This is a genomic window from Ensifer sp. ZNC0028 (assembly GCF_000799055.1).
In the GTDB taxonomy this organism is placed as follows: domain Bacteria; phylum Pseudomonadota; class Alphaproteobacteria; order Rhizobiales; family Rhizobiaceae; genus Ensifer.
The window spans coordinates 28,245-43,816 of record NZ_JTLA01000082.1; the positions used below are offsets into that span (position 1 = coordinate 28,245).

The window sequence follows — 15,572 nt, forward strand, 5'->3', positions numbered from 1 at the left end:
GCCACAGTCGGACCTATGATGACAGGCCACCACGATACCTCTTCCTCAGAACTTGTAGCCAATCCGCAGTGTGCCGCCATGGCTGGAATAGGTGTCGGAAAATGAACCCTGGTAGCCGACGCGTAAACTGAAGCCGTCGGCGTTGGCGATGTCGACGCCCGCGCTTAGTCGGCCCGCCACATCGGCTAGCGGCACCGTGCTGTCGAAAGCGCCGACGCCGACTGGTGCATTGGCCAGCCGCGCTGACGTATCCCAGCTGTCAGCACTGCTGAAGCTCACCCCGGCGGCAGCATAGGCCCGCATGACCGTCGCTTCGTTCAGATCCACGCGCGTGCCAATCTCGATCGCCGGGGTGGTGGTGACGCTCCATTGGCGGGTGTCGTCAATCAGGAGGTCTAGCGGACCGGCGCCCGACTCGCGATAGCCACTGGCGTGCGAATAGATCAAATCAAGGTCCACTAGCGGCCGCACATAGTAGGCGTCCTGTGCGAAGGTGTAAGCGGCGCGCAATCGGGCGCTGACATTGTAGACCTCCGGATCGCCCTCCGCCTGGCCGGCAAAGCCCGGAATCCGGATCGTGCGCTCGCTGTCGTACCAGCCATAGCTGCCGGAAACAGCGCCCGACAGAAGCCACGGACCGGTCTCGTGCTTCAGCGAGACGCCGGCATAAAGGACGTCACCGTCGGCGTTGACGCGACCGTCGTCACCACGAATGGCGTTGCGGTCGTAGCCCCCGGCAAAACCGACGAACCAGTCGGGTGACAGTTCGACCTGAGCGCCCGCCTGCAGCGCATAGGTCGTGGTGTCGAAACCCGAGACGCCGCCGCTGGCTTTCTGGTCAAGCTTCTGTGCACCTGCCTGGCTCCACACGCACTCCGTCTCCGTCAGGAACGAGGTGCCCGCGGCAAACATCGGGCAGCTCAGCAGCAGATCGAGATGTTGCCGTGTCGTGGCGATGCTGCCGGCAGCGGCCGCTCCCGCGACACCAGGCGACAGATCGGACAGGGCCGACCCGTAGTCGCCAGCATTGCCGTCGGCAAGCGAGCCGAGTGTGCCAAACAGCGTGCCGAAGGGACCGCCGCCGGCATCCCAGATCTCCTGCAGGTGGTCGGCGACGTTGTCCTGGTCTTCGTTCAGTGCAAATCCCGGCTCGGCAAAGTGGGCTGCCCCCGTCGCGACCGACAGCTCGTTTCCGGTTTGGGTGAGCACGAAGTCGAAGATCGCGGATCGCGCGCTCAGCGAGTGATCCAGGGTGCCGCCCGCAGTGAGGAACGACAATGTGATATCCGGCAAGACGCTTTCGGCACTCACCATGAACTCGCCGGCAAGCGTGGCGTCTCCGTCGACCGCCAGTCGATCGATGCGCAACCCTGCGAAATCGGCGTTGATCGCCAGCACGCCGCCCACGCTCTGCGCGAAGTTGCCTGCTATGCTCGTGGCGTCGACGGCCCCCGAATTCCCGACCGCCAGCCGGCCACGATTGAACACATCAGCCTCGTAGACCTCCGCACCCGTCAGCAACCCGCCCGCCTTGTTGACAACGGAGACCACCGGATCGCTTCCGACGCGGGCCGTCTTCGATATTTTGGCGTCGACGCTGCTTGCCCCTTTGACACTGCCGTCGATGACACCGGCGTTGTTCACCACCATCAGCGTGCCGTCTGGGGACGTGTTTATTCCGCCGGTGTATTGCACGGCTACGCCCGAAGCTGCCGAGATCGCACCTCCAGAATTGACGGTCACTCCATTGTTCTGCCCGCCCGAGATCCAGACCCCGGCGCCATTGTCGCCCGAACCTCCAGTCACCGAACCATCCACCGTCACGCTGACCGTGCCGTTGTTTGCCGTGCCCGCGTCGCTTTGCGCAAATATGCCGATCGAGTCCTTGCCGGTCGTTCGGATTTCATTGCCGGCATCAAGCTTGATCGTTACGTCCCCGCTTTTTCCGGCCGAAGATAGATTGCCGTTCGAGCCGATGAAGGCACTGTTTGCATTGCCGCCGAAACCGCCGCCGCCGCCGATGGATTGTGCCAGCACGCCGAAGGAATAGTCGCCATCGGTGAAAATGCCACCGTCTATGATGACGGAGACATCGTCGCCGTCACCATAGCTGCCGGGACTGTTGCCTTTGAAGGAGAGCGGCGCGCCCGAAGCGCTGCCGCCAATGCCGCCGCCGCCGCCAATCGATTGGGCAACGATGCCGTGTGCGCCGATGCCGCGCGTGTGGACCGTGCTCTCGCTCGTCAGATCAACCGTGACGGCGCCGCCGTTTGTGTCGCTGCCGCCCGACCCCCCGACCACGATCGAGGTTATGCTGTCGGCTTCACCGGCACCGCCTATTCCGCCGCCGCCGCCGATTGATTGTGCGACGAGGCCGAACGCGCGGTCGCCAGAGGTGCTGAGCGCGGTGCCGATCGTCAGATCGACCTCGCCGCCACGACCGCCGACCCCTCCGCTACCGCCGACAATGAGGTCGATCGCGTGGCTGTCTTCGTCCTTGGCAGCCTTGCTGCTTCCGGCACCGCCGACGCCACCGCCACCCCCGATAGACTGCGCGGCGATACCATGCGCATCGTCGCCGCTGGTCGATAGATTGATCCAGCCCTGCGCCTCAACCAGGCCACCCGAGCCGCCTGAGCCGCCCGAGCCGCCGAAACCGCCACCGACGGTGATCTTGCCCGCCGCCTGATCAGAACCGTCGCCGCCCTGGCCGCCGCCGCCGCCGATCGACTGCAGCAACACGCCATAGGCGCTGTATCCGGAAGTGTTGATACTGTTGCCGTGGTTGTCGTCGAAGGTGATGTCGACCTTGCCGCCATTTCCCCCCGCACCGCCGCGACCGCCGACGCCGACAGTTATGTTGGCTGTTGCCTGGCTGCCAGCCGCGGTGGAGCTACCGCCGGCGCCGCCACCGCCACCGATCGATTGGGCAATGATGCCGTCGGCCCAATCGCCTGTCGTGTTTATACCGCCGGCATGCGTCAACGTGACGGTGTTGCCGTTTGCGGCCGTGCCACCGGTCCCGCCGTCGTCGATCGCGGCACCGACATTGACGTCGAAGCAGTAGCCGGATTTGCCGTCGCCGTCGTCGCTCAGGCAATCACTGCCGCCTTGGTCATCGAGCGGCTCCGTATCGCCGGAACTCGCCTGCCCCACGGAGCCGCCCAGCCCGCCACCGCCACCGATCGACTGCGCAAGCACTCCGTCCGCATCCGCGCCGGAGGTAGCAATATTCCCTGAAGTGGTGACGTTTACCGTTCCGGCCGAACCACCACTGCCGCCGGTCCGGCCAACGGAAACGCCGACCGAAGCGGAAAAATCGCCACTACTCCCTTTGGTTTCCTCGCCTCCGGGCAGGCTGGCGCTGGCCGACAGCCCGACGCTGACGCCCTGCGAAGTGCCGCCGCCTCCGCCGATCGACTGGACGAGCAAGCCGCGCGCACCCGTCCCGTTGGTCTTTAGGGCCGTGCCTGCGTCAAGATCGACTGTCGCCGCCCCGCCGCTGGCACCCCCGCTGCCCGAGCCGCCGACCCCGACATTTGCCGTCAGGTTGAAGCCACTACCGATCTGCTTGCTGTTGACGCTTCCGACACCGCCATTGCCGCCGCCGCCACCGATCGACTGCACCACGATCGCGTTGGCATAGTCGTTGGCCGTCGTCACCGAGGCGCTGTCTTCAAGCGTGACCGTGACAGAACCACCATTGCCGCCGCCGCCGCCCGAGCCCCCGACCGAGACACCGATATCGGCGCTGACGGTATCCACTGTGCCGGCGGTCGCAGCCATCGACGACGCGCTTCCGCCATTGCCGCCGCCGCCGCCGATCGATTGTGCCACGAGACCATGCGAGGAAGCGCCTTTCGTCGAAACCGCGGTGCTGCCGTCCAGGATCAACGACACGTCACCGGCGGAATGGGTCGACCCACCGCTGCCGCCGACGGCCGTGGAAACGCTCATAGCCAGGGAGACGTCTTCGCCGGTTGGCACCGCCACCGTGAGCGCTTCGTCAATCGAGGAGCCGCCGGAGCCGCCGCCGCCACTGATCGACTGTGCAAGCACGCCGATGGCGTCGGTCACATCCCCGCCGTCCTGGCCGGTGCGAACAATGCTGTCGGTCAGGCCCACGGAGACCGCGCCGCCGGCACCTCCGGAACCGCCGGTGCCACCGACAGCCACCGACGCCGTGAATCCGAGACCTGCGGAATAGGAGCTTGCCGAACCGCCGGTGCCGCCGCCGCCACCTATCGACTGAGCCACGATCCCCGCGGCGTGCGAGCCCTGGGTTGTCAGCGTCAGCCCCTGGAAGCCGACATTCGCGGTGTTCGCGTAGCCGCCGCCACCGCCGCCACCACCAACCTGAAAGCTGCCGAGTCCGGCATCGCCACCCGTGGCATTGCCGCCATTGCCCCCACCACCACCGATCGACTGCGCCAGTACGCCGACTGCACCTGACCCTGCGGTGGCGATGGAAACCACCTGCGGGGCACCGGAGCCCGTGGAACATTCGTCGCCGGTATTTTCATTGGTGACGCAAACTTTCCCGCCGTTGCCGCCGCCCGAGGCGCTGCCACCGACCCCCAGTGCCGGGATCCCGACCGACAGGTCGATCGCATTGCCGCCGTTGCCGCCACCGCCGCCGATCGACTGTGCCATGATCGCATGCGCCATCTCGCCCCGTGTGGTGACCGAGCCGCCGGTCAAAAATATGCCAGCCTCGCTGCCGTTGCCGCCGGCGCTGCCCGATCCTCCGACGGTGGCGATGCCCGCTGCCCCTCCACCCGAACCGCCGCCGCCGCCAATCGATTGCGCCAGGATGCCGATGGCGGCATCCCCGCCGGTACCGATGACGCCAGAATTCTGAACCTGCGCATTGCCGCCATAGTTACCGGAGCCGCCGGAGCCACCGATCGACAGAATTCCGCCAGCCATGCCCGCCGCGCCGCCGCCGCCGCTGATCGACTGGGCGAGAATGCCGTGCGCCGAATAGCCGGAGGTGGTGATCATGCCGGCATTGAGGACGCTTGCCGTCTCCGCCGCCCCGCCACTGCCGCCATCGCCGCCCAGCTCGAGCGTGAGCCCGGCGGCAATGCCGCCCGTGCCGCCACTGCCGCCGATCGACTGGACCAGGATACCGTAGGAATGCGCGCCCGCGGTCGCGATCGCTGCGTTGTTGTTGATGATCGCCGTGTTGCCAGTGCCGCCATTGCCGCCATTGCCCGCTCCGCCACCGAGCACGTCGGTGAAGTCGCCGCCGGCGCCGCCACCGCCGCCGATGGAATGCAGGGTGACGGCGGCGGAGTAGTCCCCGGTTGTCGAAATCCTGGAGGCGGCGCTTGTAAAGGCGCCCACGCTACCGGCGTCTCCTCCATAGCCGCCCCCTCCACTCGTGCCGACAATGGCAGTGTCGTCGCCGCCATTGCCTCCCTGGCCGCCAATGCTCTGGCCCAACAGGCCGTAAGCGTAGCGGCCATCCGTCTGAACGCTGCCCCCGGACAGGTTCAACTGGATCTGCCCCCCGTTCCCCCCTCGCCCGCCGGAACTGTTCTTCTCGCCGTCCTGGCCATTGCCGCCGCGTCCGCCCTGGCTCAACGCGATTACGCCGCCAAGATAATCGCCTTTCGTCGAAATGGTGCCCGAATGGACCGTCACGGTCGTTGCGGCGATCCCACTGCCGGGCCTGCCGCCCTCGCCGCCGGCACCGGCGACATTCGAACTCCAGCCGTCGCCACCATCTCCACCCCGCGTGACTGCAACGACGCCGCCCGAAAGCTCGCCCACTTCGCCGGTGGCAACGATCGTCATGTCTGCGTAGGTGTCGACATTTACGACCGAGCCGCCTCCGCCAACGCCGCCTTCATCGGAGCTGTCGCGCGAAGCCGTACCGTCGCTGCCCTGGCTCTGCGCATGGATGCCGCGCACGCTGTCGGTATCGTTGGCGTAGATGCCGATCGCGCCAACGGTTGTATTGCCGGAAGAACCGTTCGCGATATCGATAAAGCCACCCGCACCGCCCGCGCCGTTGTCGTGGCCGCCCTGCTGGCCGATGGATTCAGCAGCAAGACCCCACGCATAGTTGAGGCCGCTCAGCGAACTCGTCGGGCTGCCGAGAGTAATCTGCCCGGTGTTGACGATGCCGATGGTGCCGCCGTTGCCCCCGCTGCCCCCCACCTGGTCGCCGGTCGCGCCGCTGTTTTGTTCGCCACCGCTGCCTCCCTTGCTCACGGCGAAGATCCCAGCCATGCCTCTGGCCGTGGTCGACTTGAGCGATTCCACGGCCAGCATCCCATAGTTGGTGATCGTTATCGCGCCTCCGGCGCCGCCAGCGCCACCGTTCGATTTGTAATTGTCATTGTCTCCGTCTCCCGAGCCGCCGAAACTCGTTGCCGAAATCAAACTGCCGATGGACCCCGGATCTGCGGATTGAGACAGGGTTATGGGGCCGTAATTGGTGATCGTCACGGTCCCGCCGACACCAGCGCGTCCCTCGTCGACACCGGCGCCACCCATCGTGTAGGTCATGATGACGCCGCCGGCGGAGTCCGTCGGCATGACATAAGGAAGGCCTTCGCCGGCGGTATACGTCGCACTCGTATTGATCGTTATGTTGGCTCCGGCTTCTCCGTCCTTTTCATCGTCGTGATCGACACCGCTGTCGCCCCAACAGGCCGACCAGGTGTATCCGTAGTTACCCTGGCCAATTGTCTGGTTGGGATCGCCACTGCAGCCTGCATAGGCGTCGCCTGCAATGCCCGCTCCACCCATGCCAAGCGCCAACACGATCAAAATGTGCGGCACGTGAACGCCATGACCGTTGACCGGGTAACCATTATTGCTGGGCGCGCGGGTGGTTAATCCACGCTGGACGCCGGCATCCGCGAGAGAAACTCGAGGAAGGGAAGTTTGAAGGAATGGCGATTGCTGCGGGACCCGGGACGAAGCGGCGCGCGACCGACGCCGAAATGCTTGCAAGACTGTCCCCGTGCGTTCGGCATACTTCATGCGACGAGCCCCCTAAAAAAAAATGGAGCAAGCGAGGTCGGCTCCGGCGCATACGCAAGATGCGCGCGAAGGGCTCGACTCCAACCAAGAAAATGCAAAGTCACTGTGACGGGACGGTATGCCAAACTCGGGAAAGGAATCTACAGAACAAAACTATCGAATTCTGATGAAAACTTGCATGGGAGAGCTTGAGCCCCGTCCGAGGGCATGCTGAATAACGACAACCCACCGACGGTTGGGACGCGCAGTTCCCCGCCCTCAAAAGCCACGTCGCGCCCAAAGGGCGGCTTTGGGTGTCCTGGCCAAAGGGTGGGAAGAAGGGCACAGATCTGAACATCCGCGAAGTGATACGGATTGGATATCAGCACGGTCTGGTCGAGAGCACCGCCCTCAGCGTCAACGAGGTTTGGTCGGCTCTTAAGTTCACGTTTCCCGTCCCAGGCAGGAAATACAACAACAGCTACGGCACGCTGCCCGATCTCGAAGACTGACTCGGCGCACATTCGCGCGAGTGGAAAGTGGGCTATCAAATATCGTTAACCCGAAGCGCCCGGCGGAGCACGGCGTCAAGGTTCGGGCGGTTTAGCCGTGAGAACCGCTTGAGGGATGCAATTGGCGTGATGAACCGCGCTGGCTCCTCACCTGCCTGGCCGCGCCAGCGACCGGGCAATATCTATGATGTCATTCCGCGACGCAGTCGGGTCGTCCTTGTTCCAGGCAACCCAAGCCCGATCTTGAGATCAACGCCACGCACCGGCCGAAGCTCGAAACCTCGGTTCGGCAGATCCTTCGTCCATTCCGGCGCAAAACCGATGCCGAGGCCCGCGGAGATCAGCGACACAAGCGAGAAGGTGTCATCACAGCTATAGGCGATGTTGCCGGTCAGACCATGGGTCTCGAACATCGCGGAGAAATACCGCTCGGAGTAGACAGTTCGATACCTCCGGCGAAATGAAACCCCAACGCATGAACCACGTGAATGGGCAGTTCCATGCCTGCGTCGCGCGCCTTTGACCGTAACCGCCGCAAGACAGCATCAATGCTGCGGCTCTCCAAACTCGTGTCTTGATATCCCATGGCATGCGCAAGCGCTGTACGCGAGACGACCTTTCCGTGCTCCTCAGCCAGCTTTAGGAGCAACCTTGCCTCTCGTCCCGACAGGGTGACCGCCGTTCCTTGCGGCGACACCAAGCGCTGCGCAACACGGTCATAAGCCCAATTTGGGCCATGCTCGCGTTGCACAGGCGACGTAACCGACTGTTTGATCCGGCCTGCAAGGTTCTTGATTGCATAGACGAGCTCGTCACCATCGACCGGCTTGGTCAAATACAGATTGGCTCCCTCGGCATAACCTCTGAGCCTGTCATCTCGCATGGTGCGCGCAGTTAACATGATGATACCGACGTTCGTCGTCTCGGAAATGACCCGCGCAAGCTCAAAGCCATTGATGTCCGGCAAGTTTACATCGACGACGGCGACATCGAAGGTTTCAGTCCCAAACGCCTGATCGAACTCCTTGCCATTTCCAACCGCCGTCACGGCAAACGCGTTGAGACGGAGAAAATCCGTAAGGCCCTGGCGCATGTCGAAATCATCTTCGATCAGGATCACCCTGACAGGATCTGTTACGGGCCTAGAGTTCTTGACTGCCATGGATAGCTTATTCATCGATTTGAATGCAGGAGTGCTCCGCAAAGCGCTCCCCAGATCCCTAGCCTGCTGTTCGATCGACCGCAATTGGATGCAGAGCACAAGGCATTAAAACTGCAAAAGCCTTGGCTGGATGTGACATCGCCGGCCTAAGTTTGCCTACTCTGGAGCCTTCCGCTCGCCAGCCTATGTTAGGAACGGCAGAGCGATCGTCGCTTCGGTTCCGCCTCCCTGCCTGGTCGAGAGTATGAAACGGCCTCCATGCGCATCGGTGGCCCGTTTGACGAGTGATAAGCCCACGCCGCTTCCGATGATGTGAGCGGCATTGGCCCCGCGCACCGTATGGCCGGTGAGATGCATTGGTGGTTCGTCGCCTATGCCTATACCTTGGTCACTGATCCGCAGGTGAACCTCGCCCGCCTCGCAGAAGACATCCAGCCAAATCGTCGTCGAACCGACGGGCGCAGAGTACTTGAACGCATTTTCAAGGAGATTGATGACGGCCAGCCGGATCATCTCCCCGTCTGCCGAAATTCGTACATCCTCCGCCTCCTTTGTCATGGAGACGATAAGGCTCGCCCCATGGAGGAGATCGCGTGCGCTGCGGGAAATGGCCGCAACGAACTCTGCCACGCTGATGTCCAGGAATGTTGGCTGATATGCTGCGCCTTGCACCTTGCTTCGCGTCAAATTGACTTCTAGCACCTCGACCAATCGAGCGACCCCTCGATGCGCCCGATCCAGTCTTTGACGATTGGGATCATCATCCTTCCGCAAGGTAAGCCCGATGCTTTCCAGATTGGTTCGTATAACGCCGAGAGGCGTCCGATATTGATGCGAGATCACTTCCATGAAGCGCACCTGTCGATCCTGTGCCTGCAACTCCGCAGACAGGGCGTTCTCCGCCACTCGTCTAGCCGCTTCGAGCTCCCTTGTCCTTTCTCGAACCAGGGTGTTGGCGTGTTCCTCTGCAACCGTTGCCGCCACAAGCGCTCGGCGATCCGCCTCCCTTGCTGCAGCCTCCGCATTGCGAAGCCTGACGGCCAACGATCCCGTCAACAGAGTGAAATGGATGATGCTTGTTGCGGCATAGGAACTCGCGACCCAGCTCGGCAGGGGAAATACACCGTAGCGCTGGCCATTGGTTGCGATCAAACCGGCCCATAATAGACCAAATGCTGCCAGATTGAGGCCGTGTTGTGCGTCGCGCGAACGGAGGAAATCCAGAAGCGCCACAATCATTGCCAGCGTGGTGAGCACCAGAATGACCGGGCCCGCCAAAATCACGAAGTAGCGATTGACACCTGCAAACACGCAGATGACGCCAATGGCCCCAGCGGCTGCCGCAAACCAGAAGTAAAGAGCGACAAGAGGATAACGGCGCCTGAGCTCCAGGATGCCGGCAATCGACAGCGCGCCGGCAGTCAGGCCAAACCATGACGAGGCGCTGGTCAAGTAGTCGTTGCCCAAACCACCTTCGCTAAAAAACAACAGCCTCGCCAGACCGAGGCTGCCGAAATACGTCGAACTGACGGCCAGGATGTCCATCGCAAGGATGATGTAGAACTTTTTTCTATCGAAATAGAAGAAGAAGAACTGGATGACGAGGAGGATGCCCATACCTCCGAACCATGCTCCTCGCATGAGGTTCTGGACGATCGCGCCATATTCGTAGTCGCTTGGATAAAGCAGTACCGTGGAGACGTTGAGGCTGGCATCCACATTGCGCGCCCTGATGTAGACGACGGTAGGCTGTCCCGGAACGAGTTCGAGACCAAGTATGTTCGCCGACGCGCTGAGGTTTGCGCGCGAGCGCGGCGCGTGATCGCCCATCTGGTGGCGCTCAAAATCTCGCGCTTTCAGGTCCCGGGTCCGCGGCGCGACATACGCTTCCAGCTCGTCGGTGAAGTTCGGCGTGATCGATAAGAAGACTGTCTGCTGCCGCTGAGCCTCAGGCGACAAAACCAGAGCGAATCTCATCCAGGCAGTCGTGCGAACGAAACCAAGATTGATGTCGTGGCCGACGATCGGTGTGAACAAGGATTGCTGTCTCAGCATATCCTCGAGCGTCGTTTGTTCATTCTGGACCAGGGCTGCCTCGACGAAACCGTCGAGCGACAACGGCTCGGATTGATCGACAGGCACTTCCAGGGTCCGGATGCTGTCGCCACCGTCGCGCGCTGGCAGGGCGGCAGTGCTCAAGACCAATACTGCTAGAGCGGACAAGAAGACCCGCAGAACAAACATCAACTTCGCCTACCTCATCGCTGCCCGTTCAATCGCTCCTCAGATGGAGGGTGGGCAGATGGCCGGGTTGCACTCGCTTCCGATGATCGTCTTGTCAAGGTTTGAGGACCCTGCGCTGGCAATTACTCCGGAACATCGCGCGGATGCACCCAATACATGGGCGATGCAGGCGTCGCGGATGGGTCGAAGGTTGCAGTCAAAAGGGTCGCGCAACCATCTCAGTGCTCATTCGCGCTGAGTGTTGCCCTGCCTGCACATTTTTCGTTCCAAACCGTTCCAAACCGTTCCAACCGCTTCCTGTTCGGGAAACCGGAACGAAACTATGATCGTTCGCGATTGCCGCAGGCATGCCGCTCACAGCACTGGTTCGACGGAATATTTAGAGACATGATTGGTACCAAAGCCAAATCCTTCCTGCAAAAACTCCCTTCATTTTCAAGAATTTGGCAATCATGGCATTCGAAGGCATCGGCTCTTTCAGCTCTGTCGGCCGTAGCAGTTATGATGACGGCTTCGCAGGCATATGCCCTGTCTTCAGCCTGCATGGCCTTGAACAGCAAGAGTGGCACCACCTCCTACTCTCAGACATTCGCCGCTTCGGAATTTGACGCCGGAGAAACGCTGACCATATCGTTTACCGATAATGGCGGGGATCCGAAAACCGTGCCTGAGATCAACTCGGCGCAGATCAGGCTCAACAACGCCAACAGCAGCACCGTATATTACAGGTATTCAAGCTTCACCGGCTCGGCGGGAGCCCACTCCGGCAGCCACACGGCACTAAATACTGCTGGCCTTAGCATCCAAATCAAAGCCTTGACGTATCTGAGCACTGTATCGATCGTCTGCTCGGGTCCGGCGCTACCTCCGACCTTGAGCGGCATCTCACCCGCGTCCGGCCCGACGGCCGGTGGAACTTCCGTCACGCTGACCGGCACCAACTTCACCGGCGCCACCGCGGTCACCATCGGTGGAACTGCTGTAACAGGCGTCACCGTCAACAGCGCGACCTCCATCACCGCGACAACCCCCGCCCATACTTCTGGCACCGTTGACGTCGTCGTCACCACACCCCGCGGCACGGCGACCCTTACCAACGCATTCTCCTACGCCGCACCGACACCGCCGGTCGCCAAAGCGGTCTCTGCCGCCGTGGCCGCCAACTCGGCCAACAATCCGATCACCCTGAGCATCACCGGTGGCACGCCAACATCCGTTGCGGTTGCAACGCAAGCCGCCCATGGCACTGCGACTGCATCGGGCGCGTCGATCGCCTATTCACCCGCCGCTGGATACTACGGAACTGACAGCTTCACCTATACGGCAACCAACGCCGATGGCACGTCAGCCCCGGCGACGGTCAGCATTACGATTGCGGCGCCCCTGCCGACCTTGAGCAATATTTCGCCCGCCTCTGGCCCGACGGCTGGCGGAACTTCCGTCACACTGACCGGCACCAACTTCTCCGGCGCGAGTGACGTCATCTTCGGTGGTGTCCCGGCAACCAGCGTCACTGTCAACAACGCGACCTCGATCACCGCGACAACGCCGGCCCATGCCACCGGATCCGTCGACGTCGTCGTTTCGACACCGGGTGGAACGGCGACGCTTACCGGTGGCTTCAGCTATTTGGCACCGGTGCTGCCGGTCGCCAATCAAGTCTCGGCAACGGTCGCCGCCAATTCGGCCAACAATGCCGTCACTCTGAGCATCACGGGCGGCGTGGCAACGTCCGTTGCGGTTGCATCACAAGCCGCCCATGGCACGGCGACCGCATCGGGTACGTCGATCGTCTATTCGCCCGACAGCGGCTACTATGGGGCTGACAGCTTCACCTATACAGCCACCAATGCCGACGGCACGTCCGCACCTGCAATCGTCAGCATCACCGTCCAAGCGCCTGCTCCGACCTTGAGCGGCATTTCACCCGCCTCCGGCCCGACGGCCGGTGGAACCTCCGTTACGCTGACCGGCACCAACCTGACAGGTGCGACCGGCGTCACCATCGGCGGGATTGGCGCAACCGGCGTCACCATCAACAGCGCGACCTCAATCACCGTAACAACGCCCGCCCATGCCGCCGGATCTGCCGACATTACAGTGACTACACCGGGCGGCACGGCTGCGCTTCCCGGTGGCTACACGTATCAGGCCGAGCCCGTCGTCATAACGCCCGCAAGCGGAGCCCTGCCCGACGCCAGGATCGGCGTTTCCTACAACCAGCTTCTGTCGCTGACCGGCGGAACAGCGCCGTTCGCGTTCAGCCTGTCCGGGCCACTCCCCGCCGGTCTCGTTCTCGATCCGACGACAGGCGCGATTTCCGGAACTCCTACCACGTCTGGGCAGTACAGCTTCACAGTCGCTGTAACCGATGCAACCAACGTCAGAACGTCGGTGAACTATGCCATGACGATCACCGCACCTCCGGTCGATTTTGCGTTCACACCAAGCGAGGGGGCGGCGCTAAAGCAAGCCATGGTCGGCGAGGATTACAGCCAACCGATCAGTGCACGTGGCGGAACCGGCTTGCTGACCTACAGCCTCGCTTCTGGAAGCCTGCCGAAGGGAATGGTGCTCAACATCACGACGGGGGAACTGACTGGTCCTTTGGCTCCCGACGCTGAAGACAAGGAATACGTCTTTTCCATTGAGGTGCGGGATGGCGACGGCGCTGCGGGTTCGGTGCGCTACACTCTGGCGGTAAGGCCTCGATCCGTCACCGTCACCGACAAAGTTATCGATGTCGAACCTGGTACCTCGCCTGCGGACACCTATCTGAACCGTGGCGCCACCGGCGGCCCATTTGTGGCGGCCGACACCACCTTCGTCGAACCCTCGAATGCGGGGACTGCCCGCATCATTCAAGGTCAGTTGGCCCAGGTGGGTCCTGCTGCACCCGTCGGCTGGTATCTTCAGTTCACCCCCAATCCTGCCTATTCCGGAAAAGTCCGCGTCGGTTTCAGGCTGACCAACGCCCAGGGTATTTCCGACACAGGCACCGTGACCTACAACGTCGCCTACAATGTTGAACAGGTGGCTGAAGACACCAATCAACTGGTGCGGAGCTTCGTAGAGAGGCGGCAAGACCTGATCGCGTCCACCATTCACGTCCCCGGACTGATGGACCGCCGGAGGATGGGCACGGGCACCGATCCCGTGACCGCGCGCGTGACGCCATCAAAGGACGGCTTGAACGTCAGCTTCTCCTCCAGCCTCGCGCAGATAGAGTCGGCACGCGACAGCGCGGATCACCTTCGTGGCAGTGCTGCATCGCCGTTCAACGTCTGGATCGACGGGGTCATCCTCGCCCACAACGACAGGGACACCAACGGTGGCAAATGGGGCAATTTTGCCATGCTTAATCTGGGGGCGGATTACCTGCTCAACGAGCGGGCCCTGCTCGGGCTGTCTTTCCACTATGACCATATGACCGACCCAACCGACGAGAACGCCGAACTGAAGGGCAATGGCTGGCTTTTCGGGCCTTATACCTCGCTAGAGATCGGCTCGGGTGTTTTCTGGAATGCCAATCTGCTCTATGGCGGTTCCTCCAACACCGTCGACATGCCACTGTGGGAAGGGACATTCGACACGCAGCGCTGGCTGGCTGACACCTCGCTCGAAGGGCAGTGGAACCTCGGCAACGACACCGTCCTGACGCCGAAGATGAGAGCTGTTTACTTTATCGAGAAGGTCGAGGACTACACCATCAGCAATGATGCAGGCGATGCAATTGGTATCAGCGGATTTGACGAGGAACAGCTGCGTATCAGCCTCGGCGCGGAGATCGCCCGATCTTTCACACTTGAGAACGGTTCGACGATGACGCCGGCGCTCGGCTTGACGGGAGGTTTCTCGGGCCTCGATGGCGCAGGCGCCTTCGGCACTGTGAGGACCGGCCTGTCGATACAAACTGCCGACCTTTGGGCACTGGACGCGGGCCTCCTTCTCAACTTCGAAGGCGACGGTAGCCGATCGATTGGTGGAAAAATCGGAGCTGCTCGACAATTCTAGTTCATCCAGAGCGAGCGCTTTCTCATATAATCACCCCCAATGCTGTGCCCCCTCCGGCACAGCATTGCCGCCGATCTGCACAACCATCACACATCGAAGGGATGCCTGATGCGCTCCACCAGCCGAGGCACAGGCCTGGCTGCAAAGTCGTGGTCGTGAACCCAGCCTAAGCACCTGCGTGGCTGCTCGTTTTGACAACATCGCGCATGGCTTGCGCAATATGGTGGAATCTGAAGGGTGCTCCCTCACCTGCTCGGTCGCGCCAGCGACCGGGCAATATCGATGATGTCGTCGCGCGAGGCCGTTGGGTCTTCCTTGTTCCAGGCGACCCCAAGCCCGATCTTCAGATCGACGCCGCGCACGGGCCGAAGCTCGAACCCCGGTTCGGCAGATCCTTCGTCCATTCCGGCGCAAAGCCGATGCCAAGGCCCGCGGAGACCAGCGACACAAGCGAGAAGGTGTCATCACAGCTATGTTGCCGGTCAGACCATGGGTCTCGAACATCTCGGAAAAATAGCGCTCCGAATAGGAGAGGTTCTGGCGGGAAAAGGCGATGATCTTCTCTCCTCTCAAATCCTCGATGTCGATCTCGCTTCGAAGCGCAAGCGGGCTCCTTTTTTCGACCGCCAGCAGATAGCGCTCATGCGCGATCGAGAAGAAGC

Annotated in this window: 4 protein-coding genes and 2 pseudogenes; 1 reads left to right on the plus strand and 5 read right to left on the minus strand. The window is 62.2% G+C overall.

Annotation, left to right across the window (positions count from 1 at the left end; translation table 11 throughout):
- Positions 1–45 precede the first annotated feature (45 nt).
- The 4 genes and pseudogenes from L981_RS19025 to L981_RS19045 all read right to left on the minus strand — a co-directional run bounded on the left by L981_RS19025 (position 46) and on the right by L981_RS19045 (position 10,896).
- On the minus strand, positions 46–6,762 hold the full coding sequence (locus L981_RS19025; RefSeq protein WP_371258895.1) for an autotransporter outer membrane beta-barrel domain-containing protein: 6,717 nt from the start codon (positions 6,760–6,762) through the stop codon (positions 46–48).
- Between the two features lie 875 nt (positions 6,763–7,637).
- Positions 7,638–7,927, minus strand: a pseudogene (locus L981_RS19035) (LysR substrate-binding domain-containing protein); the annotation flags it as partial.
- Positions 7,882–8,667 carry a response regulator transcription factor gene (locus L981_RS19040; RefSeq protein WP_043619673.1) on the minus strand — a complete coding sequence of 262 codons (786 nt, stop codon included), beginning with the start codon at positions 8,665–8,667 and terminating at the stop codon, positions 7,882–7,884. The pseudogene L981_RS19035 and the gene L981_RS19040, both read right to left, overlap by 46 nt.
- A gap of 168 nt (positions 8,668–8,835) precedes the next feature.
- Positions 8,836–10,896 (minus strand): sensor histidine kinase, encoded by a 2,061-nt coding sequence (locus L981_RS19045; protein WP_043619675.1) that lies wholly within the window; start codon positions 10,894–10,896, stop codon positions 8,836–8,838.
- 387 nt (positions 10,897–11,283) lie between these two features.
- Here L981_RS19045 and L981_RS35915 point away from each other — a divergent pair, with 387 nt between their 5' ends.
- A complete protein-coding gene (locus L981_RS35915; RefSeq protein WP_197067165.1) occupies positions 11,284–14,910 on the plus strand; it encodes an IPT/TIG domain-containing protein in 3,627 nt (1,208 codons plus the stop codon).
- 245 nt (positions 14,911–15,155) lie between these two features.
- Here the strand turns inward: L981_RS35915 and L981_RS35625 are convergent.
- Positions 15,156–15,572 (minus strand): annotated as a pseudogene (locus L981_RS35625) (LysR family substrate-binding domain-containing protein); the annotation flags it as partial.

What these genes read in the sequence shown, in the direction of transcription:
- L981_RS19045 (WP_043619675.1), bottom strand. Translation starts at nt 10,896, where the DNA reads ATGTTTGTTCTGCGGGTCTTCTTGTCCGCTCTAGCAGTATTGGTCTTG.
- L981_RS35915 (WP_197067165.1), top strand. Translation starts at nt 11,284, where the DNA reads ATGATTGGTACCAAAGCCAAATCCTTCCTGCAAAAACTCCCTTCATTT.
- L981_RS19040 (WP_043619673.1), bottom strand. Translation starts at nt 8,667, where the DNA reads ATGAATAAGCTATCCATGGCAGTCAAGAACTCTAGGCCCGTAACAGAT.
- L981_RS19025 (WP_371258895.1), bottom strand. Translation starts at nt 6,762, where the DNA reads ATGGGTGGAGCGGGCATTGCAGGCGACGCCTATGCAGGCTGCAGTGGC.